This window comes from Dietzia sp., assembly GCF_036741115.1.
Lineage (GTDB): Bacteria > Actinomycetota > Actinomycetes > Mycobacteriales > Mycobacteriaceae > Dietzia.
In genome coordinates, this window is sequence record NZ_DAINST010000003.1 from 1 (window position 1) to 25,665 (window position 25,665).

16 protein-coding genes are annotated in these 25,665 nt (G+C 70.1%); 8 read left to right on the forward strand and 8 right to left on the reverse strand.

Going from position 1 to position 25,665, the window contains the following annotated elements:
* Positions 1–434 precede the first annotated feature (434 nt).
* Positions 435–3,695, reverse strand: coding sequence for an arabinosyltransferase domain-containing protein (locus V7E05_RS00745; RefSeq protein ID WP_333617770.1), 3,261 nt, complete (start codon positions 3,693–3,695; stop codon positions 435–437).
* A gap of 326 nt (positions 3,696–4,021) precedes the next feature.
* On the opposite strand from V7E05_RS00745, the gene V7E05_RS00750 reads away from it, so the two are divergent.
* Positions 4,022–5,074: an alpha/beta hydrolase gene (locus V7E05_RS00750; RefSeq protein ID WP_333617771.1), complete on the forward strand. Its 1,053-nt coding sequence runs from the start codon at positions 4,022–4,024 to the stop codon at positions 5,072–5,074.
* Positions 5,075–5,084: 10 nt separating this feature from the next.
* Here V7E05_RS00750 and V7E05_RS00755 read toward each other — a convergent pair whose 3' ends face one another.
* From V7E05_RS00755 to V7E05_RS00780, 6 genes are all read right to left on the reverse strand, one after another.
* Entirely contained in the window at positions 5,085–8,642 is a 3,558-nt protein-coding gene (locus V7E05_RS00755) for an arabinosyltransferase domain-containing protein (protein WP_333617772.1), read from the reverse strand.
* Between the two features lie 59 nt (positions 8,643–8,701).
* On the reverse strand, positions 8,702–10,822 hold the full coding sequence (locus V7E05_RS00760) for an arabinofuranosyltransferase (RefSeq protein WP_333617773.1): 2,121 nt from the start codon (positions 10,820–10,822) through the stop codon (positions 8,702–8,704).
* Positions 10,819–11,373 (reverse strand): hypothetical protein, encoded by a 555-nt coding sequence (locus V7E05_RS00765; RefSeq protein ID WP_333617774.1) that lies wholly within the window; start codon positions 11,371–11,373, stop codon positions 10,819–10,821. The genes V7E05_RS00760 and V7E05_RS00765 overlap by 4 nt, the downstream gene beginning before the upstream one ends.
* A gap of 249 nt (positions 11,374–11,622) precedes the next feature.
* Entirely contained in the window at positions 11,623–12,393 is a 771-nt protein-coding gene (locus V7E05_RS00770; protein WP_333617775.1) for a decaprenylphospho-beta-D-erythro-pentofuranosid-2-ulose 2-reductase, read from the reverse strand.
* A gap of 128 nt (positions 12,394–12,521) precedes the next feature.
* Positions 12,522–14,021 carry an FAD-binding oxidoreductase gene (locus tag V7E05_RS00775; protein ID WP_333617776.1) on the reverse strand — a complete coding sequence of 500 codons (1,500 nt, stop codon included), beginning with the start codon at positions 14,019–14,021 and terminating at the stop codon, positions 12,522–12,524.
* 12 nt (positions 14,022–14,033) lie between these two features.
* Complete coding sequence (locus tag V7E05_RS00780) at positions 14,034–15,740, reverse strand: lipase family protein (protein WP_333617777.1); 1,707 nt, start codon at positions 15,738–15,740, stop codon at positions 14,034–14,036.
* Positions 15,741–15,854: 114 nt separating this feature from the next.
* On the opposite strand from V7E05_RS00780, the gene V7E05_RS00785 reads away from it, so the two are divergent.
* The 3 genes from V7E05_RS00785 (at position 15,855) to V7E05_RS00795 (ending at position 19,463) form a co-directional block, all read left to right on the forward strand.
* Positions 15,855–16,358: a GtrA family protein gene (locus tag V7E05_RS00785; RefSeq protein ID WP_333617778.1), complete on the forward strand. Its 504-nt coding sequence runs from the start codon at positions 15,855–15,857 to the stop codon at positions 16,356–16,358.
* Between the two features lie 68 nt (positions 16,359–16,426).
* The gene (locus tag V7E05_RS00790) at positions 16,427–18,304 is read left to right on the forward strand and encodes a glycosyltransferase (protein WP_333617779.1); all 1,878 of its coding nucleotides are present in this window, start codon (positions 16,427–16,429) and stop codon (positions 18,302–18,304) included.
* A 94-nt stretch (positions 18,305–18,398) separates the two neighbouring features.
* Positions 18,399–19,463, forward strand: a complete 1,065-nt coding sequence (locus V7E05_RS00795) for a hypothetical protein (protein ID WP_333617780.1) — start codon at positions 18,399–18,401, stop codon at positions 19,461–19,463.
* Positions 19,464–19,491: 28 nt separating this feature from the next.
* Here V7E05_RS00795 and V7E05_RS00800 read toward each other — a convergent pair whose 3' ends face one another.
* Positions 19,492–20,682: a TerC family protein gene (locus V7E05_RS00800; RefSeq protein ID WP_333617781.1), complete on the reverse strand. Its 1,191-nt coding sequence runs from the start codon at positions 20,680–20,682 to the stop codon at positions 19,492–19,494.
* Positions 20,683–20,983: 301 nt separating this feature from the next.
* Here V7E05_RS00800 and mvk point away from each other — a divergent pair, with 301 nt between their 5' ends.
* From mvk to V7E05_RS00820, 4 genes are read left to right on the forward strand one after another with little or no spacing between them, the layout of a single operon-like run.
* Complete coding sequence (mvk, locus tag V7E05_RS00805) at positions 20,984–21,976, forward strand: mevalonate kinase (protein ID WP_333617782.1); 993 nt, start codon at positions 20,984–20,986, stop codon at positions 21,974–21,976.
* Entirely contained in the window at positions 21,973–23,061 is a 1,089-nt protein-coding gene (gene mvaD, locus V7E05_RS00810; RefSeq protein WP_333617783.1) for a diphosphomevalonate decarboxylase, read from the forward strand. The genes mvk and mvaD overlap by 4 nt, the downstream gene beginning before the upstream one ends.
* A gap of 10 nt (positions 23,062–23,071) precedes the next feature.
* Positions 23,072–24,406, forward strand: a complete 1,335-nt coding sequence (locus V7E05_RS00815) for a phosphomevalonate kinase (protein ID WP_333617784.1) — start codon at positions 23,072–23,074, stop codon at positions 24,404–24,406.
* Positions 24,403–25,578: an isopentenyl-diphosphate delta-isomerase gene (locus tag V7E05_RS00820; protein ID WP_333617785.1), complete on the forward strand. Its 1,176-nt coding sequence runs from the start codon at positions 24,403–24,405 to the stop codon at positions 25,576–25,578. Before V7E05_RS00815 ends, V7E05_RS00820 begins: the two co-directional genes overlap by 4 nt.
* The last annotated feature ends 87 nt before the right edge of the window (positions 25,579–25,665 follow it).

Here is a 25,665-nt window from a genome sequence, read left to right on the forward strand (position 1 = left end):
GCCGCGTTCCCTCCTCGCCGCGCGGGTTCGCGCCGGCGCGAGTCAGGGATTCTGTGACGCCCCCGCTTCCCGGGTTTACCGGGGAGCGGGGGCGTCATCGTGTTTCCTAGGACGCCCGGCGGGCGTGCCGAATAAGCCGAGTAAGCCGAATCCACGAGAGAAGGTGTCAATCCACGTGCTGCGTCCGCTCGTGGATCGACACTTTCGTGGGCGGAAATCCTGCCAGTCCCGCACTGTGAGACCGGCGCCCCGCCAGCCCCACCAACCGCGGCCGGCGGGCCAGTGGGGACCGCGGGGCGGCCACTGGACCGGGCGCCCGCCTGCTGTGGCCGGTGGAGTCGCCGCCGGACCGGCGGTTCGAAGTGGCCAACGCCCCGCCAGCCGTAGCTGGCGGGGCGCCGTGGTGGCCGCAGCCGGTAAAACGACCCGAACGCCTACTCCGGGTTGGTCACGAAGATCTTCGCGTCCGGCTCCCACATGCCCGAGCGACTCTCGACCTTAGTGTCGACCTGCGCCTCCACGGGCTCGCCGGAGTACGTGCCGTACGGGGTGAACCGCTCGAGGGAACCCCAGTCGCGGTTCCAATTGTCGCGGAGGTAGCTCGGCACGGACTCGGCCTCGAGGCTCATGTTGGTGAGTCCGAGGAGGCCGCCGGCCTTGTAGTCCTCCCACGTGGACGTAGCGGTCACGGCGAGCGGACGGTCCGGGAGGATGCGGAACTTCGGCACCTCGGCGACGCCGGCGTGGTGCCCGAACGGACGCTGACACGGGAACTGCAGCCCGACGGCCCAGTCGAGGAGCACGGGATCATCGGAACCCACGTAGTCCTGCAGCGACTCGAGCTGCGCGAGACGAGGCGGGGTCACGGCGAGCCACTGCTCCGGGTCGAGGTCGCCGTCGCGGATCGTGATCTTCACCGCGTTCGCGCCCTCCGGGAAGAGCGAGCGCGGCACGCGGAGGTTCCGCCACGACGGGTTCGGGCCGATGTCCTGGGGGAGGACCTTGCCGCCCACGGGGGACACGGAGCCGTCGGCCTCGACGTGGCCGAATTGAAACGCCATGTCCTGGCCGTACGTGAAGGCGCCGACGACGTCGTAGTGCGCGACCCGGCCCGCGGCCGAGACCACGAGGAGCGGCGAGGGATCGTCTTCGGGCAGTGAGTACCAGCCGGAGTCGAGAAACGACTCGGATTGCGCCCCGGACTTGTACGAGCCGAGCACCGGAGTGGTCTGCGGATCGAGGCCGAAGGGCAGAGCCACCGAGGAGCCGTTCACGCCCTTGTCGCCCGCGCCGCCCGCGGTCCCCGCGGACTGGCCCGAGTGCTCCTGCGGACCGTCCTTGGGGTCCTCGGTGGACCCGGCCGTGCCCACGTCGCCGGTAATGGAATCGGCGGTGAGGTCCCTGGCTACGCCGTTGGGGTCGAAGCCGAAGGAGTCCGTGCCCTCGAGGGTCTCGGACGCGGACTTCGAGGAGTCCACGGGCGCGAGCGTGCCCTTGCCGGCATCGGGCTCGACCAGCACGTCGTTCGCCAGCATGCACCCGTTCCCCGCGAGCGAGCGCGCGTTGCCGAGGCCCACGGAGTATGCGGGGTACTGCGAGTAGGCGCCCTTGGCGAGGGAGGCGACGTTGAACACCACGAGAAGAGCGGCGATGACGGCGACGGGCGCCGCCGCAAAGGCCCGCATGCGCGTCTGCCCGCGCCACGTTCGCGGCGAGTTCTCGGACGTGTAGTCGGCGCGCAGGTGCTGGAATGCGGCGAGTATGAAGACGAGCACCGCGAGCGCGAGGAGCACGGTTGAGGCGTTGATCCCGCGGAATGACGGCGGGCGGTCCCACCACGGGATGCCGAAGCTCGACACGTACCACCAGCCGTTGATGCCCGATGCCGCGAGAGCGAGCACGAGGAGGGTGACGGCGAGGAACAGCGTCCTCGTGCGGGACGAGTTGAGCGCGATCCTGTAGATCGCGAGCGCCGCAAGCCCGGCGATCGCCGCGCCGATGCCGGCGTAGACGCCGAAGTGGTGGGTCCACTTGGTCGGCGAGAACATCATGAAGAACATGGTTCCCACGACCACGATGACGAGCCGCATGGTCGGGCCCTTCGCGGCGCCCGGGATGCCGCCGCGCTTGAGCACGATGCCGATGACGACGGCGAGGCAGAGGAGCGTGAGCAGCATCGGCAGGCGGCGCGACAGCGAGCCGTCGACCGTCTGGATCAGCAGGTAGTAATAGCGGACGAACTCCTGGTACCAGGCGAGGTTCGGGCCGATCTCGCCGCGCACGCGGATCGCCTCGCGAACCGCGGCGATGCTCTGGTCGCCGAAGACGACGACGAGCACCGTGGTGCCGGCGGCCAGGATCGGCGCGACGAGCGGGACGATGCTGCGGAGCCCCCCGCCGGAGGCGCGCGACCGGCCGATCACGGCACCGAGGATGGGGCGCGCGCCGGCGAGGAGTGCGGCGACGGCCATGAGTCCGGTGGGCCCGGTGGCCAGCGAGAACGCGGCGATGATGCACGCGATCGCCGCAGGCAGCAGGCGCCGCGTGGCGATCGCTCGCTCGATCGAGCACCACGTGAGCAGGGCGCCGAAGGCGATGATCGGTTCGGGGCGCAGCCCGTTGTTGAACGCGGTCCAGAAGGCGAGGAACACCGCCGCAGCCGTCCACGCGACGACCGGAGTCGTGCGCGCCGCGCGCCCGAGGCGGGGGATGACCTCCTTGGACAGCAATAGCCAGCAGAGAAGCCCGGCGATGAGCTCGGGCAGGCGCATCCACATCGAGTTCGTCGACACGTGCGAGATGAGCCCGAGGAGGTCGTAGTACGGCGAGCCGAATGGCGACTCGGGGACGCCGTACCAGCGGTAATAGTTCGCCATGTAGTACGAGTCGGAGGCGACACGCGCCATCGACAGGATGTAGCCGTCGTCGGAGGTGTTCGCGCCGATCACGTGCCAGATCAGCAGGATCGCCGCGACCACGCCGTCCACCGGCGAGAGGCGCAGCATGCGCGAGGGCGCCCATCGGCGCGAGCGGCGGCCGTCGAGCGCGTCGAGGCGGTGCAGTGCGACGAGCGCGACGATGGTGGAGACGATGCCGAGGACCATGACGATCCACTTGAGCACCGACGGCGAGGACGTGAAGCGCGAGTCGAGCTCCGCGTGCGCCGAGAGCCCCGCGGGGGCCGCGCCCTGCGGGAGGTCCGTGTAGATGCCCACGAGCGAGGGGCGCAGACCGAATGCGTCCTCGATCACCCTGGCACCGTTCGGCGAGCTCTCCATGCCGACGAACGCGGCGTCGATCACGTTGGCGCCGACGTGGACGCGGATCTCCGAGCAGTCCCCGGCAGAGGCGGCGGCGCGATCCACCGCGACGATGACACGGCCGCGGGAGGTCACCTCGACGTTGTCCTTGGTGGCGCGGACGAACAGCCCGCGCAGCGCCGTGTCCTCGCCCTGGGCGGGCGTCGTGGACACGAGGATCCCGCCGTCGGCGGGGAGCTGCTCGATCGCGGTACACGGCACCGCGATGTCGAGCGACTGCGGCGTGTAGCTCATCTGCGGCGCGATAACCGAGTTGACCTGCCCGTTCTGCGGCCAGCTGATCGATGACTCGGTCTGCTGGACCGGCATGAACGGCGTGGCGAGGAAGCACAGGAAGGCGAGCAGCCCGGCGACCGAGGCGACGATGGAAGCCATGCGGGACCCGCGCGTCTGACGGCGGAGGCGCGCGTTCTCCGAAGGCGTGCCGCGTCCGCGACCGTCCTTCTCGGTCGCTACGCCGCCGCCGTTCGAGCTTTCGCTCGGCCGGTCGGGATTCCCGTGATTCTGGGAAGAACGCTCGGGTGAGGACTCAGGGAGAGGGTTCTGCACGAAAGGTCATTTTAGGGGACACGTCCCTGGCTCACGCGCGTTGGCGTGGACTCCCTGGGCAAAGGTGGGCTCTGCGAACCGTTGTCCCCATGAAGCAGCGATGATAGAAGTTGTGTGAACCCGGTCAACACTCAGAGGAACGAGGCGCTCCAATGTCGAGGCTCACCACCCGGACCGCGGCGGTCGCCGCCGCGACCCTGCTCTCCGTGGCCGGCCTTGCCGCCGCGCCGCTCGTGTCCGCTCCGGAGGCCTCCGCCCAGTCCGAGATCGTCGGACCGGTCCCGCAGCCGAACCATCCCTGGCTCGGGGACCAGCCGCATATCGTCGACTCCGAGGATCTCGGCGGCGGGATGACTCGCGTGCACGTGTGGTCCCCCGCGAACCACGCCATAGTGGCCAACGACGTGCTCTCGCCCGGCGGCAATCAGCAGCGCCCCACCTTCTACCTGCTGCCCGGCGTCAAAGGCAGCATGATCCCCTCGGACTTCGGCTGGGACAAGAACACGAACGTGCGCGAGTTCTTCCGCGGGAAGAACGTCAACGTCGTCATGCCCATCGGCGGCCCGAACTCTGCGTGGACCGACTGGGACCACCCGGACCCCGTCCTCGGGATCAACAAGTGGAACACGTACATGTCCACCGAGCTGCCCGGGCTCATCGACGGAATGTTCCATGGCACGGGCCGCGACGCGATCGGCGGACTCTCCTCTACCGGCGGGGCGGCGCTCGACATCGCGATGCACGCGCCCGAGCGCTACCGCGCCGCCGCCTCCTACTCCGGCTGCCCGGTACGTTCGGGCCCGGTCGGCCTGGCGGGAGCCGGAGTGGTCATGACGACGGGCGGCGGGAATCCCTTCAACGCCTGGGGAGCGCCCTGGTCGCCGTCATGGCCGGACCACGACCCGAACTGGAATCCTGGCCGGATGGGGGACATCAAGGTGTTCGTCTCCTCGGGCTCGGGCGTGCCCGGACCCGTCGACGAGCCGGAGAACCTGCCGAACGACGGCCTCGGTCTGTGGGGCGGGCCGGCAGCCGTCGAGGGCATGGTCAACGCGTGCACCGAGATGTACGCGAACAACGCGCGGGCGGCGGGTGTCGACGTGAACCGCTACTACATGCCGCAGGGCTCGCATTCGTTCCCGCTGTTCGGGCACTCGATGGAGGAGAGCTGGAACCAGACCATCGCGGGCGCGATCGGCGCGTGAGCCGCCCCCGCTAGCTCACCATCGCGCCGGGGGACCACGTGCCGAGGCGCGTCGTCGAGCTGCGCTCGATCGGTGCCGGCGTGGCATCGGGGTCCAGCGGGTCGAGGCGCTGCAGCGAACCCCAGTCCTTGCCCCAGTCGGAATTGAGATAGGTCGGGACGGTCACGGGCTTGGTGAGCTGGTCGAGCCACAGCAGCGGTCCGCCGGCGGACTCGGACATCCACCAGTTGGTCATCTGCGAGTACTGACGATCGGGGAGGATCCTGTACTTCGGGATCTCCGCGACGCCGTCGTCGTGCACAAACGGCCGCTGGCACGGGAAGGCCAGTGCCACGACCCAGTCGGCGAGCACGGGATCGGTGCGGCCGACGACCTCGTCGAGGGTGCTGAGCTGCGGGTTCCGCGGCGGGGTCACCGCCATCCACCAATCGGGCGCGAGATTGTTGTCACGTGCGACGATGCGGACCACGTCGGCGTCGGTGGGGATCGAGTCCAGCGGGATGCGGAAGTTCCGCCACGTCGGCGCCGGCCCGACGTCGATGAGCGGCAACGAGCCCGTGACCTCGTAGTCCGACGGCCCCGAGGGGCCCACGTGGCCGGCCTTGCCGTACTCGACCTTGAGGTCCGAGCCGGAGACCCAACCCGCCGCGGCGACCACAAGGAGCGGGCTCTTCGAGCTGCGTTCGGGCAGCTCGTACCAGCTCGACTGCAGCGCGGCCTGCGTCTGGGGGCCGCGGCGGTAGGAGCCGAGCACGGGGGTCTGGTCCGGGTCGAGGCCGAACGGCAGGGCGACAGTGGAACCGTTGAGCGTCTCCTCGCCCTGGCCGCCCGTGGTGCCGGCGTCGACGGAGGCGCCCCCCGAGGCGTCCACGGTCGCGCCGCCTGCGGTGGTGGTCTGCGAGTCCTCCTCGGTGGTGTCGACCGGGATGGACTCGGGCACACCGTTGGGCGTGAACCCCGTGCGCTCCCCGGCGCCGAGCGAGTTCGCCATCGACGTGCCCACGGGCTTGAGCAGCCCGTCGTTCGAGTTCTCCTCGACCAGCACGGCATCGGCGAGCGAACACGGCTTGCCCACGAGGGTGCGGGCGTTGGAGCGGCCCACGGTGTATGCGGGGGAGCGCTCGAACACGGCCACGAGGGCCGAGGACAGGTTCGCGGCGACGAGGACGAGCGCCACGGCCGTGAACACCGAAGCGGTGAGCCCGAGGCGATTGCGCCTACCCGGCGTGCGGGAGGGGCCGGAGAGACTCCGGCGTTCGCCGTCAGGGGCGGTGCGTGCCGTATCCGAATCGGTGGCGGAGCCGTCGGAGTCGTCAGAGTCGGAATCCTTCTCCTCGTCGCGCACGGGCGCGAGGCCGAAATAATCGGCGATGGCATGGACGATGCGCGGCACCCGCACCCGGGCGGCGAGCGCGGCGGCACCGCCGTGGAGCTTCGGCCACGTCTCCCGCGGAGGCACGATTCCCACGTGCGTGAGCAGCGCGCCGCCAAGGCACACGAAGGTCGCGAGGAAGGCGATGTAGTTGATCTGGATACCGAAGACCTCGGGGAAGGAATCGGCGAAGGGCATGCCGTAGTTCGAGACGTACCACCACACGTTGTCGGTGGCGGTGGCGAGCGCGGTGGTCGCCGAGATCGCCGCGCCGACGAGCCACGCATTGCGCGCCGAACCGAGCACCGCCGGGCGCAGGGCGAGTACGGCGACCACCGCGACCGCGCCGCCGATGCCGGCGAAGATGCCGAAATGGTGCGTCCACTTCGTGGGGGTGAACACGAGGAGGAGAAGCGAGCCGAGGATCACGAGCACGATGCGCCGCGCCGGCCCCGCGGCGAGACCGGGGATCCGCCCGCGGCGCAGCATCGCCACGCCGACGATCCCCACCGACAGCAGCATGAACAACACGGGTGCGCGCCGCGAGACGCCGCCGTCCTCGCCCACCGACAGCAGCGAAACCCACCGCTCCTTCTCCCCGTACCAGGGAAGGGACGGGCCGAGCTCTGTCCGGATCCGGGAGGCGGTGACGACGGACGACAGGGTCTGATCGGCGAACACGGTGACCAGCAGGATGAGTCCGGCGGCGAGCAGCGGTCCGAGAACCGGAGCCCAGCCGAAGGTGTTCGCGCGCCGGCGCATCGTGTCGACGATCGAGCGCGTGCCCGACAGGAGGATGGCGATGCAGATGACGCCGGTCGGCCCGGTGCCGATGGAGAATGCCGCCACCACGACGGCGAGGTAGGCGGGCAGCAGCCTCCTGGTCGCGATGGCCCGCTCGACGAGGATCCACGTCACCAAAGCGCCGAGCGCGAGCACCGGCTCCGGCCGCAGCCCGTTGTTGAACGCCATCCAGAACGCGAGGAAGACCGCGGCACCCGCCCACTCGGGGAGCGGCCAGCGGCGTGCGAGTCGGCCGAGTCTCGGCAGGACCTCGCGGGTGAGCACCCACCACGTGGCGAGGCCGCACAGGAGGGTGGGAAGCCGCATCCACACGCTAGCGGTGGAGACGTGGGTCATGAGCTTGAGGATCTCGTAGTACCAACCCACCGGGGACTCGGGTGAGCCGAGCCAGCGGAAGTAGTTCGCCATGTATCCGCTTGGCCCGGCGCTTCTCGCCATGGTGAGCAGGTAGCCGTCGTCCGAGGTGTTCGCGCCGACGAGGTGCCACACGACGAGCACCCCGGCAACGATGCCGTCGAGCGGCGTGATCCCGCGGCGTCTGGCCGGCATGATCCGCACGTGGTGGCGGCCGTCCTTGCGATCCAATTGGCGGAGGTAATACAGCGATCCGATCGTCGCGGCGACCGCGAGGACCAGCGCCAACGACTTGAACAGGGTTGGGGAGGAGGAGTACCGCGCGTCGACGCCGACGTGCGCCGTCATCCGCTCCAGGCCGTCCGGCGCGGTGGAGGGGGTGAGGTCGGTGAACAGCCCGACGACCTGCGGCCGCATCTCGCCGGAGAAGGAGCCGGCGATGGGCTGGCCCTCGTTTTCGCCGGTGGAGTAGGTCGCGTCGCCGGCCTTTGCGGTGACCGAATCGGGGGTCGCGGTGACCGTGACGGCCTCGCAATCGCCCGAGCGCAGCGCGGAGACCGGCACCGAGAGGAGAGTGAGATTGCGGTTGATGATCTCGAGGCTCGACTCACCCTGCGCGTTGCGCCCGCGCACGACCATGAGGCCGTCGCTCGAGCGGCCCTCGGAGCCCTTGGGCAGCGTCGAGAGGAGGACCGTGTCCTCGGGGGCGTCCGCGGCGGCGGCGCAGGGGATCGCGATGTCGAGGGCGATGGGGCGGCCCGAGACGAGGGGCGCGGAGACCGAGTGAAACTCGCCGCCGGGAGTCCAGTCGATGTCAGCGTTGTCCTGGTGCACCGGGAGGACCCCGGAGAGCAGGGAGAGCGCGGCGCCGAGGAATCCGAGCACCGCGGCGAGGACGCGGGCATTGTGCCAGCGGGAGGATGGGTGCGAGTCGGCTGTACCGGCCGAATCGGTTGCTCCTGCCGGCCCGGTCGCTTTCGCCACCTTCCCCTGCTCGCCGTCCTCCGGTGTGGGGGAGGAGGTCTCGGACTTCTTCATCTGGAAAATCTATCTCACTTCGCTGCCCTGGGCGCGGGGGTCGGGGTGGCGCCGGGGCGTCACGGCTGGACGAATATCACGGTAAACGGGCCGACGTCCTTCGTGTCGAAGTGTGCACCCTCGACGACTTCGGCGGGGATGCGGACGTCGTAGAACTCGACGTTGGGGTCGCTGGGGTAGAGGTCCTTGGCGAGCCGGATCGTGTAGTCCCCGGCGTGCGCTTCTGCGTTCTCGGGGTCGGCCGCGTTCGCCTTCTTAGCCTCCTTCTCCGTGAGGCGCTCGGCGACGATCGCGTCCGGCGCGCGCCACTGCGGCGCCGTGATCTTCGAGTAGAGGTCCGCGCCATCGCTCGCCTCCGCCCACGACTCTATGACGGCGGCCCGCGCGGCATAGTCGCCGAGCGGGTTCGCGTAGTGCGACGTGATCGCCTGGTACGCGAGGAACGGGTGGAACGAGAAGAACGCCGGAGCGCCGGAGGCGACGACCGTGTCCTCGGGCGCCCGGTGGAGCCGATTCTCGATGGTCGAGGTGATCTCGGGGTAGTAGCGGGCGTCGTCGGGGGCGTGGCGGTCGGCGCGCTCGCCGTTGCCGTCCGTGTCCTCGTAGGCGTGCGTGATCTGCTCGTCGAGCACCGTGGGGATGTGCTGGGCGTAGGCGACGGCGCCGAGCGCCGCGACGGCCGCGAGCGCGGCGACGGGGCGGAGGGCCGGGTAGTTGGTGGTGTTCGAGGTGCCCGCGGCGCTGGCAGCGTCCGCAGAATCCGCCTTGCCGGCGGCGCGTTCCGGCAGCCGGACCCGGCGCAGCGCGGCGGCGAGCTCGAACGCGCCGAAGACGCCGGCGGCGGAGAGGAGCAGCGAGATCACGAGGTCCATGCGGAAGCCGAGCAGCGTGGTGCCGGCGAGCGCGCCGAGCAGGGACAGCCCGACCCACGCGTACGCGCCGAGCACGCCGATCCCCAGCGCCTGCGCGCGCCGCGAGCTCGTCGCCCGCAGCGCCAGCCACACGAGCCCGGCGAGGCAGAGGAGGCCGCCAGGATCGGCGTCGAACATGGGCAGCGGGAACTGCGCGCCCTCGGGCGGCAGGTAGTGATTCGCCAGGCCCGAGGCCGACAGCGTTCCCGTGAGCGTCTTGATCAGGTACGGCGCCCACGCGAGCAGCGCCACGATGCACGCGCCGATCCCGATCACGAGGAGGCGGGCGATGGGGAGGCCGGGGCCGAAGCGGAAGGCTGTACCGCCGTCCGCGCCGCGCCCCCACTTCGCGACCGCCGCCGCGACGAGCGCCATGAGCACCACCGTGAGCGCAGCCCAGCCCGTGTACAGGGTGTAGAAGCACGCCGAAATCCCGAGGAACGCGAGCGTCGCGGCGAGCGCGATCTTCCCTGCGCGCCGCGGATCGGCGCCGGTCGGGGCGAGCGCGTGCCAGGCGAGCAGCAGGACCGGCGGCGCGAGGAGCGCCACCACGGCGCCGTAGGGCTCATGCGCGCCGTGGGCGAGCATCACCAGGGTGGTCGCGGTGGCCGCCGCCGCCCCGACATCCGTGCGCAGCAGCCGAGTCCACAGGACTGTCGCGAGGGCCGCCGTCATAGCCAGGGAGACGATTGCCCAGGGTTTGAAGGCCTCCCAGCCGTCCATGCCCAGCGCGTTCGCGAAGCGCCCGCCGAGCCAGAACCAGCCCGAGGGGTAGAAGGACGGCAGGTCCGCGTAGGCCATGTCCGGGACGCCGAGGCTCGTGGTGGAGCGCTCGAGGAACTGCGAGCGGAACTCCTGGTCGACGCTCGCGCCCATGAGGTACAGCTTCGAGGCCGACAGCGGGATCGCGAGGGTCACCGCCACGAGGAGGGCGTTGGCCGCCGGGAGGAGGAGCTTCCCCACTCTTGTTGACGGCGCAGGTCCGAGCTTTCCGATGCCGTGCCCGGTCTCGCCTCGCCTCGCGATCCAGGCGCCCGCCACCACCAGGGCGAGCGCGACGACCTGCGCGATGACCGTGATGGCTCGCAGCACGTTCGACGTGGTGAAGGCCGGGAAGTCGACCTTCGCGAAGATCGCGACGACGGCGAGCGATCCGACTCCCGCGATGATCACGGAGGCCACGGCCAGCGCCGCGGGGGCGAGGAAGCGGCGTGCTGGTGCCGGGGCGTTGCCGGGCGCGGGCGTCGGTGCGGGCTTGCGGGAATTCACCCCTCGAATCTATCGCCCCAGGTGCCATTTGTTGGGGCGCGGCCCGCCGGTACAGCAGGTCTGTGGAGCACGAGCCGCACTGTCCACGAGATACCGAAGGTGACGACCACTGTCACCGGAATGCCGAGAAACGCGGTCGAAATTGCGATAAGGGATCCCCAGAACGTTCCGGTGACCGGGATGATTATCAGGTCCCAGCCTCCGAAGATCGGCTCACCGATATCGGCGAAAGCGAAAACGGCGGTCATGCCGTATACCCACCCGTACAACCAGATGGGAACGGCGAGGGTGATAGGCCCGGCCGGCCACGGAATCGCAGAGTAAGGAAGAACCCGCCGTGGCTTTGTTCGCCGCAGACGGCAGACCAGCCGATAGGGCAAGACCGCGAGGGCAGCGGCGGGCGGGGCGAAGAAGCTTGCCGGGCAGCTCGGCCAGATCAGGGGCGCCAACGGCGTATTGACGTCAAAGTCTCCTATGTCGAAACGGCCCTGCACCGCCCAGATCGATGACCAGATCGTGTAGTTGCCGAGCCACCACGAGACGACTAGCACGACAAACCGCAGTAGCGATCCGAGGAGGGGAGGCTGCGGCGGCGCGGGTGGCAGAGGCGGGTATGGGTAGGGCACCACGGTGCTAGGAGTGCTCTCGGCATGCGGAAGTTCCGGCTGTGCTGCGGCCGAATCGTCCGGGCGGATCCCGGCTTGCGGGACTGGCAGGATTTCCGCCTATGAAAATGGCGATCCACGAGCGGACGCTGCTCGTGGATCGACACTCTCGCGCGTGGATTCCGCCGGAACCCCTTAGATCGGGAGCTTGTCGAAGATCGGGCGCGGGATGGAGCGCAGCGCCAGCATCACCAGCTGGAACGCCGGCGGCGCCCAGATCAGGGTCTTGCCCTTGTCCACGGCCGAGACGACGAGCCGGGCGACGTCCTCCTTGTTCACCGTCAACGGCGCCTCGTCGACACCGGCGGACATGCGGGTGCGGACCTGCCCCGGCCGGACCACGAGCACCTTCGGCCCGAACTCCTTGAGCGCGACCCCGAGCTTCAGGTAGAAGCCATCGAGGCCGGCCTTGGTGGAGCCGTAGACGAAATTGGACCGGCGGACACGCTCTCCGGCGGCCGACGACATCACGACGATCTGGCCGAACCCCTGCGCCTTCATCTTCTGGCCCAGGAGCACGCCGACCGAGACGGCGCCCGTGTAATTGAGCTCCGCCGCCGTCACAGCCAGCTTCTGATTCTGCCAAAGCTCCTCGGCGTCCCCGAGCATGCCGAACGCCACGATCGCGACGTCGATATCGCCGCCCACTCCCTCCTCGAAACACTTATCGATGACGGCGGAGTGGCTCGAAAAGTCCATGGCGTCGAAGTCGACGAGAGCGACATCGCTCGCCCCCGCCGCCTTCATCTGGGCGACGGCGTCCTCGCGCAGCGGGTCGCCCGGCAGCGCGGCGAGCACGACCTTCGCCGGTCCCTTCTGGAGGAACTCCTCGCAGATGGCGAGGCCGATCTCGGAGGTACCGCCGAGGAGGAGGAGGGTCTGGGGATTGCCGACGGCGTTGATCACGTGGGGCCTTTCGTTGGGGCGTGCGGTTCGGGGCGTGCTGTTCGGGGCGTGCTGTGCGGTTCAGTACGGAACGTGCGGTACGTGCAGGTCGAGCGAGGCGGAACCTGCGGGCTGGAAAACCGGCCGAACTAGACCAGCTCGAGGCGACGGCCCATATCGGACATGAACACGCCGTTCGGGTCGACGCGGCGGCGCACGGAGATCCAGTCCTCGGTCTCCGGGTACATCTCGCGGAAGGTCGCGGCCGAAACGCGCGAGTCCTTCGCGGTGTAGAGGCGGCCGCCCATGGACATCACGCGGCGGTCGAGGTAGCTCACGAACTCGTTGAGGCGCGAGTTGATCGGGAAGTCCACGCACACGTTCCAGCCCTCCATGGGGAAGGACAGCGGTGCCTTGTTGCCGGGCCCGAACAGCTTGAACACGTTGAGGAACGAGTAGTGCCCGGAGGCCTGGATGTCTCGGAGGATGTCCTTGAATCCGTCGACCTCGCCGGGCGGGACGATGAACTGGTACTGCAAGAAACCGTTGGATCCGTACGCCCTGTTCCACTCCGAGAACAGGTCGAGCATGTGATAGAACTGCGGCAACGTCTTGATCTTGTTCCTGCTGGTCCCGCCCATGCGGTAGTAGACCTCGCCGATCGGGCCGAAGGTGTACTTGTTCGCCAGGCCGTTGGGGAACACGTCGGGGAACGTGATGAGCGGCTTCGCGTTCATCGCCAGCGGATCCTTCGCGAGCTTCGGCGCGTACTCCTCGAGCTCGGCGAGCGTGGCGAGGCTGCCGCGCGAGATCGCGGCGCGGCCGAGCTTCGGCGGCGCGGAGATCGTGTCGAACCACGCCGAGGAGTATGTGTACTTCGACTCCGAACCGTCGGTGTGCAGCGCGATGGTCTCGTCGAGGCTCGACGTCTGGTCGTCGTCGGCGAGGAAGAACGCGGTCTCGGTGCGGGTCATGGCGATCCACGCCTTGAGCACGATGCCCGTGAGCCCATTGCCGCCGACCGTGGCCCAGAAGATCGAGCCGTCCGGATCGTCCTTCGTGCCGCCGGGCTCGAGCGTGAGCACCTCGCCCGAGGCCACGAGCAGCTCCATACGGGTCACGTGATTGCCGAACGACCCCGCCGAGTGGTGGTTCTTGCCGTGAATGTCGTGGCCGATCGCGCCGCCGACCGTCACCTGCCGCGTGCCCGGGAGCACCGGCACCCACAGTCCGGCGGGCAGCGCCGCGCGCATCAGCTGGTCGAGGTTGACGCCGGCGTCGACGACCACCATGGCGTTCTCGGCATCGATGAGGTGGATCTTGTTGAACCTGCTGAGGTCGACCACGACGCCGCCGGAGTTCTGCGCGCTGTCGCCGTACGAGCGGCCGAGCCCGCGGGCGAGGATGCCGCGCGGAGCGTGGCTGTGCGCTCCGGCACCGGACTTGTTCGTGACGGCGTCCGCCACCGTCGATACGACGGCCTGGATCTCCTCGGTGCTGCGCGGGGTCAGTACATCGCTGAGCGCGGGGGCCGTACGGCCCCAACCCGTGAGGCGGCGGAGTTCACCCAGCAGTGCGCCGTTGCCGGCGGACTCGCCGGAGGTGCTACCGGGCTCGGCGGACGAAGCGGAGGAGGTGTTCGTAGTCATCGCTACCGGATTTTACGCGCTCGGCCGGGCGGGGGTCCCTCCGGACATGTCGCGGCATGTCGCCCCCGGTGGCTCGCCGCGGAGCCGCGCGTCGATCCAGTCGAAAGCGGGCTCGATGCCCGACTTGCCGGCGATGATGTGTTCGCCGGGGACCGGGGTGTATTCCACGGGCACGCCCTTGTCGCACCACCGGTCGCCGAGGCGTTTCGCGGCCCAAGTGGGGATCCAGAAGTCGTTGATCCCGCCCGAACTGCCCGGAACGAGCGGCTCCGATTCGTCGCCCTGCCAGATCTGTACGGGGTGCGCCGGGATCTCTGAAGGCCGCGAGGGATCGGGGCCCATCGAGTTCTCGGAGATCACCCGGCGTACCCGCTCGTCGGCGAGCACGTTCTCCGTGTCGGTGAGGTCCGAGATCTTCATCGGCGCGATCCCCTGTGCGGTGAGCTCCTTTTCGCACGCATTGCGGACCCCGTGGGCGAAGACGTCGCCGGCGGGATTGAGCAACGAGTAGATCTCGGGGTACTCGCGGGCGAGGCCGAGCACGGCGGCGCGGAACAACCCCGCCGAGCCGAGGTATCCGTCCATCGAGGTGAGGAGTACGCCGAGGTCTGCGGGGACGCCGCCGATCGAGGAGCCGACGAAATCTTCGCCGAGCTCTGGGGCGTAGGTCGGTTGGATCTGCGCGGCCCAGCCCGCGGCGATCGCGCCGCCGGAGTAGCCGACCTGTGCAATTTTCGAGTCAGCGAGGGGCGCGGCGGTCTCGCCCGGCGGGACGAAGGCGCGCGCCGCGCGGATCGAGTCGAGCACCGCGTTGCCGGCCTGGCGGCCCGCGGCGTACGCGGCCTTCGGGCCCTCGTGGTCCGGGATCACCACCGCCATTCCCGCGTCGAGGAAGCGCTGGTCGAGGGGCGTGGGGACGTCGGGAAGCTCGAACTCGTGGGTGATCGTGTAGCTCGGCGAGCAGTCCAGTCCGAGCGAGTCGATGGGGTAGTTGCTCGAGACGAGCGGTCGTGATCCCGGCCCCGTCCACTCCTTCTTCGGCGTGAGTATCGTCGCGACGATCGCCTGCCGGGCACCGTGCGAGTCCGTGCTTCGGACGAGCACCTGCCACGCGGATGCGACTCCGAAGAACCGGAGGGGCATGGGCCGGATCGGCCGCGACGCGAGGATCGTCCCCGGGGGAGTGGCCGGGTCGATCGTCGGCGGGTTCGCGTACCAGGGGTCCGCCGGCGAATCCGGCAGGTAGCGATCGGGGGTGCGCTCCTCCGGAGCCGCGGGCTCGAGCGATCCGGAGGAGTCCGCCGAGCCCAGTGCCGGGGGCACTCCGTCCTCGGCCGCGCGATCCGCCGCCTCGACCGAGCCCGCGTCGGTCGCGCTCCCACGGCCGTCGGGTTCGACCGCCCCTCCCGCTCCATCGCCCATGACGTCGCCCGCCGCGGCACCGGGACCCGTCCCGTCCGCGCCGGCCGGTGCGCTCGCTCCGCCGCCTGCGGTCGTGGCGGGCTCCGCAGCGGCGGCGTTCGCCGTCATATACGTGGAGAGCAAGAGGAGTGCGGCGAGGAACACTCCGAGCACGCGAGCCGCGTGCGAGCCGGGCTCCCGTGCCGCACGCGCGCCGGGATGTCGGTGGACCAGCGCCGCTCCGCCGCCGATTCCACGTGCCCCGAGGCGCTCCGACGCGGCGCCGGCGCGGGGCCGGCGGGTCACGAGAGTGCTCATAACAGCAGATGGTAGAGCGTGATAACTGCGCAAACGAGGTAAACACGATGATTTCCTCAACTAATGTGAACCGGGTGCGTCGTCCGCGCGCGTTTCCTGCCGATAGGGCCGGATGTGGCACTGTATTTCGATGTGAAGAGCGCAGACGAGCATTACGACGGAGTCCGCGAGACGGCCATTCCCCCGGAGGGTGTGGTCGATTCCGCGGATCTGCCCGGGCGCATGGGGATCATGGAGCAGGCCGTCCGGTTCATCCTCGTCGGCGGCGTTTCGGCCGTGGTGGACTACGGGATCTACCAATTACTCATGGCGCTGTTCGGGTTGCCGTACCCGGTCGCCAAGGCGATCTCCTTCGTTTTCGGCACGCTCACGGCGTACGCGCTCAACCGCCGCTACACCTTCCGCTCGGAGCCTTCGTGGCGGAAGTTCGTCACGACCATGGCGGTCTATGCCGTGATGTTCCTCGTCCAGTGGGGCATCGCCACCGGGGTCACGGCGCTGCTTCTCGACCACGACGTGTCGAAGTTCTGGGCCACGACCATCGGCTTCGTCCTCGGCCAGGGCGTCGCGACGGTCACCAACTTCGTCGTGCAGCGCGCGATCATCTTCCGGGAGTAGCGCGAACTGCCGGGGTAACCTGCCCATGCACGATCGAGACGAACCAACGGCACCAAGGCGGTAGACACGTGACAACCTCGGCGCAGCAGCCGGCGCAGCAGAACGCGCAGGGGACCGCGCAGCAGGATGCCGAGCGTGAACTCCTCGTCCAGCGGACGTTCTTCGCCGGCACGCATTCGTGGGTCAACGACCAGCTCTACGCCCGCGACCTCGCCGGGATCGTGCGCCGCACGCGCGAGGACGTCTGGCTCGCCGCCGGCGCGCGCGTCGACACGAACACCTACTTCGGCCGCTTCGAGGCGAGCTACTGGCAGCGCTGGACCGAGGTCTCCGAGGTCCGCGTCGAGCTCGAGGTCGAGACCGACGGCGAGGTCGACATCTTCGCGCGCGCCTCCGACATTGGCTCGCACGTGCGCACCGTCGCTTCCGCGCGGCACACCGGAGCGGGCGCCGCCTCGCTCTCCGTGCCCATCAACTCTTTTCATGACGGCGGAGCGGTCTGGCTCGACATTCGGGCCGTGACCGCCGACGCGCGGATCTCGAGTGTGCGCTGGAGCGTGTCCACCTCTCGCCCCGTGCGCGATACGGCGATCGCCATCTGCACCTTCAACCGCGCCGACGACTGCGCCGCGACCGTCGCCGCGCTCGCCTCGGATCCGGAGGTAGTCGAACGGATCGGCACGGTGTACCTCACCGATCAGGGCAACGATCTCGTGGAGACCCGCGAGGACTACGCGGCCGCGGCCGAGGTGCTCGGCGGGAAGCTCCGCTACATCCGGCAGCCGAATCTCGGCGGCGCCGGTGGATTCTCCCGCGGGCTCTTCGAGGCCACACGGCCGGACGCGCTCGCCGGCGGAGCGGTGGACACCCTACTCATGGACGACGACGTCCGGGTGGAGCCCGAGAGCGTCCTGCGCCTCTTCGCGTTCGCGGCTCTCACGAGCGCGCCGACCCTCGTGGGCGCGCAGATGCTCTACCTCTTTAACCCCGACTATCTCCTCGTCTCCGCCGAGCGCGCCGATCTCTCGCAGCTCTCCGCGGGCCTCGACGCCGACGAATACGCGCTCCGCGACCAGTCCGTGGTCGAGAACATCCAGGAGCGGCGCATCGACGCGGACTACAACGCATGGTGGTCCTGCCTCGTGCCGAGCGAGGTCGTCGAGGCCGTCGGACTGCCGATGCCCTACTTCTTCCAGTGGGACGACATCGAGTACGGCATCCGCGCCCGCCAGTCCGGGTACCCCACGGCGACGCTGCAGGGTGCGGCCGTGTGGCACGCGGACTTCTACTGGAAGGACGCCGACGACTTCGGGCAGTTCTTCTACCAACGCAATTCGCTGATCACGGCGACGATCCGCAACGGGATCAGCCGCGCGCAGGCGATGGCCCGGATCCGCCGGATCACGATGCGCGCGATCGTGGGGATGAACTACGGGCTCGCCACCACATACTTGCGCGGCGTCGAGTCCTTCCTCGCCGGACCGGACACGCTCCGCGACGGCGGCCGGGCCGCGCTGGCCGCGATCCGCGCCGAGCGCGACGGTTTCCCCGAGACCAAGAAGCAGCCCGCGAGCATCCTGCCCGCGGGGATCTCGGTGGCCCGCCGCGAGGGCACGCCAGACACCGGCGCGCTCGACAAGGTCCTCGCCAAGCGCGTGGCCAACGCCATCGCCGGGCGCGTCCGCCCGGGACCCGTGGCCATCCCTTTCGAGGACGCGGTGTGGTGGCACGTCTCGCTGTTCCGCGACGCGTACGTGACCGACGCCTCGCAGACCGGGATCCGGCACCGCGAATTCGACCGGAGTAAGGCGATCTCGCTGTTGCGCGAGCTCGAGGGACTCATGCGCCGCTTCCGCTCCGAGTACGAGGGCGTCGCCGAGCAGTGGCGCTCGGCGATCCCGGAGCTCACCGGGCGCGCGAACTGGGAGCGCCTCTACAACAGCTGAGGCCGAACGCGCGGCCTCTCCGGCTCGTTCCCCTGACGCCGTAGGGGAGAAGTAGCGCCCCCACGCCGCGGTGCCGGCGGGCGAAGATCTCCCCATGGGAAACGAACTGCCGCGGGGGCCGGTGCTGGGACAGGACCTCCGCCGTCATCTGTCGAGGGTCCAGATCCGCGAGCACTACCGGACGCTGTGGCGGGGCGTCTACGTGCGGCGCGACGTGCGGCCGGGGCTCGCAGTGCGGAGCCGCGCGCTGGCGCTGCAATACCCGGGGGCCGTGCTCGTGGGGTGGTCCGCGGCACAGGTGTGGCGGCACCCGTGGATTCCGGCGGGGACGCTACCGCAGGTCGCATGCCCCATGTCTCGGCACTCGCTCCCCGGTCGCGAGTTTTCGCGGCTCGTTCCGCCCGAGAGGCACATTCGGGAGGTCGACGGCGTGCAGGTGGCAGATCCGGAGGCGACGGCAGCGGAGCTGTGCCGTCGGCTCTCGTTCGTCGAGGCCGTGGTCGCGCTCGACGGGCTCGAGCGCGCGCAGCCGGGGACCGCGGCGTTGCTCGCCGAGAGCGCCCGGAGGCGGCCCTCGCCGTGGGCGGGGCCGCGCGCGATCGAGCGGGTGCTTGCCGCGGTGTCGTCGGAGCCGGTGAGTCCATCGCGGGACTGTTCCTGGCTGCGGGCGCAGCTCTTCGCTGCGGGACACGAGGATTTTCGGCCCGGGCTCGTGGTGCCCGTGCGGGGGAGCGGTGCCGAACCGCGGGTGGGCGACGGGGCGCAGGCGGGTTCCGGGGCCCGAGCAGACGCCAATGCCAAAGTGGGCACACAAACTGGCTCGAAGGCCATGTGCTGGCGGCCGCTTCTCGCCTCGGCTCACGCGCGGACGGCGATCGTCGAGGGCGAGGCGCCGCGTGTGCCCGGCTGGCGGGTGGTCGCGCTGCCGTACGGGTACGCGCGGCGGGAGGCGGCGCTCGTGGTGCGGCGGGTCGACGAGGTGTTGGGCGCCGCGGACGACACAGTCGGTGCCGGCGGGGCCAAAAGCAACACGGACAGCGGCAACGCCGGCGGAGCCAGCGCGGGAAACGCGCGCCGGCACACGAGAACGGCCCGCGCGCCCCTAGATACGGGGGCGGAGCGGGCCGCGAGGCTGGAGCGGAGTTTTTGGGGTGAGTAGGGCGCGGGCGCCCGGGCAGGCCAGGGCTTTAGTCGTCCGCGTTGTTCGCGCGGATCTCGGCGGCCTTCTCCTTCGAGGGGTTGACCCCGTGCTCCATCCGGTACGCCACATGGTCGAGGTATTCGCGGATCTGCGGGGTCTCCTCGCCCTCGTGCAGCTCCTTGTACGCGGAGTTCATCAGCGCGTGGTGCTTCTCGGCGGCCTCCTGGTCGTCCTCGTCGTGGAGCACCTCCTTGGCGTGCTTGAGCACGCTGTTCTGGCGGGTCATCCGCTTGCCCACCGGCGTGTACAGCGAGGTGATCACGACGAGCACGATGACCACGACGATCACCGCGAGCGAGAGCTCCGTGGGCACCTCCCACACGTGGACCGGCTCGCCGTCGTTGATGAACGGGATGTTGTTCTCGTGCAGCGCGTGGAGGATGAGCTTGATGCCGATGAACCCGAGGATGATCGCCAGGCCGATGTTGAGGAACACCAGCCGGTCGAGCAGGCCGTCGAGGAGGAAGTACAGCTGGCGCAGGCCGAGCAGCGAGAAGGTGACGGCGGTGAACACGATGTAGGTGTCCTGCGTGATACCGAAGATCGCGGGGATCGAATCGAAAGCGAACATGATGTCCGTGCCGCCGATCGCGACCATGACGAGCAGCATCGGGGTCATGACCCGCTTGCCGTCGATGTGCGTGAACATCTTGTCGCCGTCGAAGTGATCGGTCGACGGGATGACCTTCTTCGCCGTGCGGACGGCGATATTATCGCCGTCCTCCTCGCTGTCGTCCGTGACGAGCTTGCCGGCGGTGAAGATGAGGAAGATGCCGAAGATGTAGAACAGCGCGGCGAAGCGCTCGAGCGCGGCGGCGCCGATGAAGATGAACGCCGTGCGCGCGATGAGCGAGAACACGATGCCGAAGAGCAGGACCTTCTGCTGGTCGGCGCGCGGGACCTTGAAGCTCGCGATGAGGATGAGGAAGACGAAGAGGTTATCGACGCTGAGCGCCTTCTCCGTGAGATAGCCGGCAAAGTACTCGACGCCCATCTGCTGCCCGCCGAAGACCAGCAACACCACGCCGAACAAGAGCGCGAAGCCGACGTAGAGGGCGGACCAGACTGCCGCCTCCTTGATGGTCGGGATATGCGCCTTGCGCACATGGAAGAAGTAATCGAAGGCGAGGAGCGCGACGATCACCGCAATCGTTATCAGCCAGATTGTTGCCGACATCAAGTCCTCTCACACTGCGCACACGGTGGTCTTTGCGTTGCCAACGTCTGCGGGCTCGGAAGAGTTCCCCGGACTCCCCTGGGTTTCCGGTGTTCCCGCGCGCGGCCGTCTGGCGGCGATTTTACCGGAGCGCGGGGCGGCGGTTCCGGCGCGCACTGATCGACGCGGGGATCGCTCCGAACCGGCTCCCGGCGCTAGGTCGGAGCCAGGAGATTTCGCGTGTCATAATGAACCGAATGTGTCCGCGGTCCGAGAGCGATGTGTCTGGGCGCGGCGAGTCGACAGCGGGAGAGGGCGTGGAATGAACGACGTTCCCCTCGGCTCCGCTCCCTCGGCTGCGTCCGCCGGCCGCCCGAGTCCCGCGGGTCGCGAGGGATTCGGCAGCGCGCACTCCAAAGCGATCCTCATCGGCGAGCACTCCGTGGTCTACGGCGCCCCCGCGATCGCGATCCCGGTCGAATCCCTCGTCACGCGCGCATGGGCCGTGCCTCGTAGCGAGGGCGTGCACATCGAGAGCGAGCTCTACACCGGCGCAAACGGCCACCTCGAGCCCGTGGTCGGCCCGGTTCTCGCGGCGATCAACGCCGCGCTCGAGGAAGTCGGCCTCGCGGGGACCGGTGTTTCAATGCGCGTGGAGAGCTCGGTCCCGTTCGCCCGCGGACTCGGCTCGAGCGCAGCTGTCGGCGCGGCCATCGCCCGCGCCATCGGGGACATGGCCGGGCGCGAGCTCGTGGGGGAGGAGCTCAATGCCGTGGTCCAGGCGGCCGAGGTCGTTGCCCACGGCAAGCCCAGCGGGCTCGATGCCCGCACAGTGGTGTCCGATACTCCGATCCGCTTCGAGAAGGGCGCGTTCTGCCCGGTCGAGGTGGCCGGCGAGTTCCACTTCGTTATCGCCGATACCGGCGCCTCCGGCAGCACGGCCCACGCCGTCAGTTCTATTAGAGAGCAGTACGACGCGGAGCGCGGGCGCGTCGAGGAAGCGATCGGCGGGCTCGCGAAACTCGTTGAGGGCGCCATCGCCGATTTCGGTGCGCACGACGCCGCCTCGCTCGGCGCGCGGATGTCCGCGGCGCACGAGATACTCCGCGGCCTGCAGGTGAGCACCCCGGAGCTCGACTCGCTGGTCGCCGAGGCGCTCGCGGGCGGCGCGCTCGGGGCGAAGCTCACCGGCAGCGGTCTCGGCGGCTGCATCATCTCCCTCACCCATTCGGCGGAGTCGGCGGAGGCGCTGCGCGAGCGGCTCGCAGCGGCGGGCGCCGCCGATACCTGGCACACGAAGGTGGAACCGCAATGAGTGATCCCGCAATGAGCGATCCCGTTCCGGGCGCGTCCGCCCCGGGCGACCCGGCGCAGACCCTCCCCGCCGGCGTGGGCACGGCACGCTCGTTCCCGAACATGGCGCTGGTCAAGTACTGGGGTAAGCGCGACGAGGCGATGATGCTCCCGGCCGCCGGCAGCATTTCGATGACCTTCGACACCTTCGCCACGACCACCCGCGTCGAGCTCGACGTGGAAGCGGATGCCGACACCGTCGAGCTCAACGGGGCAATCGCCGAAGGCGACGCTGCGGCCCGCGTGGTCCGCTTCCTCGATCTCATCCGCGAGCTCGCCGGCAGCGAGACCCGCGCCCACGTCCGCACGTTCAACGAGGCTCCCACGGCGGCCGGACTCGCCTCCTCTGCCTCCGGGTTCTCGGCCCTCGCGGTCGCCGCTACCGGTGCCTACGGCCTCGACCTCGATACCGCCGCGCTGTCCCGCCTCGCCCGCCGCGGCTCGGGCTCGGCCGCGCGCTCGGTGGTCGACGGGATGGCCATCTGGCACGCGGGCGACACGGACGCCGAATCCTTCTCCGAACCCATCGATGCGCCCGCGATGCGGCTCGTGATCGTCACCGTCAACGGAGAGAAGAAAGAGGTCTCGAGCCGCGAGGCCATGCGCCGCACCGCCGCGACCTCGCCGTTCTACGCCGGCTGGATCGAGTGCACCGAGGAGACGCTGGGGCGCATGGTCGACGCGTGCGCGGCCGGTGACTTCGAGGAGGTCGGCGCGATCGCCGAGACCCACGCGCTGCGCATGCACGCCGTGATCCAGTCGTGCGATCCGCCGATCCGCTACCTCTTGCCGCGCTCCGTCGAGATCTTCGACGCCGTCGCGCGCCTCCGCCGCGAGGGCACGCCGGCGTACGCGACCGCCGATGCCGGCCCCAACGTCGCGGTGCTCGTGCGGCCCGAGGACGCCGATGCCGTTGCCGCCGAACTCGGTGCTCTCGGCCCCGTCCGCGTCGTCGGCCCCGGCCGCGGCGCCCACCCGATCCCCGATGCCGAGGCGCTCGCGGTTCTCGATTCCGCGCGCGCCGACGCCGACCGCCGCGGGGAGTGATCCGGCGGGCATGAGCACACGCAACGAGGTGACGGGCACGGGCGGCGGTGGCGGTAGCCGCGGCGGCTCTGTCGTCGCCGTCGCCCCCGGCAAGCTCTACATCGCCGGCGAGCACGCGGTCGTGGAGCCTGGGCACGCCGCGGTCCTCGTCGCGGTCGACCGCTTCGTCACGGTCGGTGCTATCGCCTCCGCTGCGGAATCCAACTTCGCCGAACTTTCCGCCGCGGAACCTTCCGCCTCTGCTCCCGGCACAGGGTCCGTCGCCTCCGCCGCGTTCGGCCCGGAGCCGCGCCGCTGGCACCTCGACCCCGCCGCCGGTGAGAGCCCGGGCTCCGGCGCCGGCCCCCGGCTCGTGCCCGACGACGGGCGCCGCGATTACGTGATGAGCGCCCTCGCCGTCGCCGAGGAACTGGCCAGGGACGCCGGCATCGACACCGCCGCCGTCGGCCTCGACCTCCGCATCGATTCGGCGCTCGACGAAGAAGACGGCCGCAAGTTCGGCCTCGGCTCCTCGGGGGCCGTGACCGTCGCGACCGTCGACACGGCCACCCGCGCATTCGGCCTCGTCCTGACGGCGCAGGAGCTCTTTCGCTCGGCCCTCCTCGCCACGATCGCCGTGTCCCCGAACGCCTCGGGCGGCGACATCGCGACATCGACCTACGGCGGCTGGGTCCGGTACGTCTCCCCGGACCGCGCCGCGCTGAGCCGGCAGGTGGCCGAGCACGGATCCGCGTGGACGGTGCGCTCCGGAGATTGGGGCGGCTGCGTGGTGCGGCAGCTCGGCGCCCCGGCGGGTCTGCGCCTCCTCGTCGGCTGGACGGGCGCGCCGGCCTCGACGAATTCGCTGGTCTCGCGCGTGCGCCGTCCCGACAGTGCGGCGGCCGCGGAATACGTACGCTTCCGCGAGGCGAACGCCGCGGCCGTCGCGCGCCTCGTCGCCGCCTGGTCCTCCGACCCGGCAGCCGTGTCCGCGGCGATCCGCGAGATCCGCGGGCAGCTCGTGCGGCTCGGCGAGGCCGCGGACACCGAGCTCGAAACCCCCGCCCTGCGTGCGCTCTGCGAGGCGGCCGAGGGCTACGGCGGCGCGGCGAAGCTCGCCGGTGCCGGCGGCGGGGACTGCGGCATCGCCCTGCTCCCCGAGGACGCGGATCCCGGACCGCTGCTCGCCGCGTGGTCCGAGGCGGGAATCCTGCCGCTCGACATCGCCGCGGCCCCCGAATCGGTGCACGAAGACGGACGCGGAGCGAGTCACGAAGCAGGGAGCGAAGCGCGACCCGCGCCGCCCGAGAACCCCGACACACCGCACACCCGGCAACACGACGGAATGGAGGCGCCAGGCCGATGAGCACGACGACCCCCGAGCAGCGCCCGGCCGACGGCCCCGAGCCGCGCCGCACGCGCAAGGACGACCACCTGCGACTCGCCGCCGAGCAGTGGACCGGCGCGGGCGCTTCCGCGGCCCGCCGCAACGAGTTCGACGACCTCGAGTTCGTCCACGACGCGCTCGGCGGCGTCGACTCGGACGAGGTCGACCTCACCGCGAGCCTCGGCGAGTGGCGGTGGAGCTCCCCGTTCTTCATCAACGGCATGACCGGCGGGACGAAGCAGACCACCGAGATCAACGCCCAGCTCGCCCGCGTGGCCCGGGAGACCGGCGTGCCCATGGCGTGCGGCTCGATGTCCATCGCCCTCGAGGACGCCGAGGCCGCAAAGGGCTTCGCAGTCCTGCGGGAGGAGAACCCGGACGGCTTCCTCTTCGCGAACGTCGGCGCCGGGCGCTCGGCGGACGACGCCGCCCGCGCCGTCGAGCTGATCGCCGCCGACGGGCTGCAGTTGCACGTCAATGCCGTGCAGGAGACCGTGATGCCCGAGGGCTCGCGCGATTTCTCCTCGTGGCTCCGCGACGTCGAGGACATCGTCGCACACGCCGGCGTCCCCGTGGTGGTCAAGGAGGTCGGCTTCGGACTCACGCGGCGGGCGCTCTCGCGGCTCGCCGATGTGGGCGTGCAGATCGCCGATGTGGGCGGCCGTGGCGGGACGGACTTCCTCGCGATCGAGAACGCCCGGCGTCAGGCAGGGGACTACTCGTTCCTCACCGGATACGGGCAGTCGGCACCGGCGTGCCTGCTCGAGGCACACGCCGACGGCCACGGCTCGGCCGCGGAGATCTTCGGCGGGCCGGGCGGCGCCGACGGTCCCGACCGCGGATTCGTGCCCACGCTTCTCGCCTCGGGCGGGGTCCGCAACCCTCTGGACGTAGCGAAGGCGCTGGCCCTGGGCGCGAGCGCGGTTGGCGTCGCCGGAACGTTCCTCGACGTGGTCCAGCGGGGCGGGGAGGAGGCGCTGTCCGCCGTCATCCTCGATTGGCAGACCAAGCTGCGCGAGCTGCTCGGCCTCATCGGCGCGGGTGACGTCGAGGCGATGCGGCGCACTGACGTGCTCGTGCGCGGGCGGCTGCGCGAGTATTGCGAGCTGCGTGGGGTCGACGCGGCGCGGCTCGCGCGGCGGGCGCTGTGAGGGACGACGCCATGAGGGCGAACCCCATGGGGGCGAGCACCGTGAGGCCCCAAAGCGCGCCGCCGATTTAACCGCAAGTGTTACCGT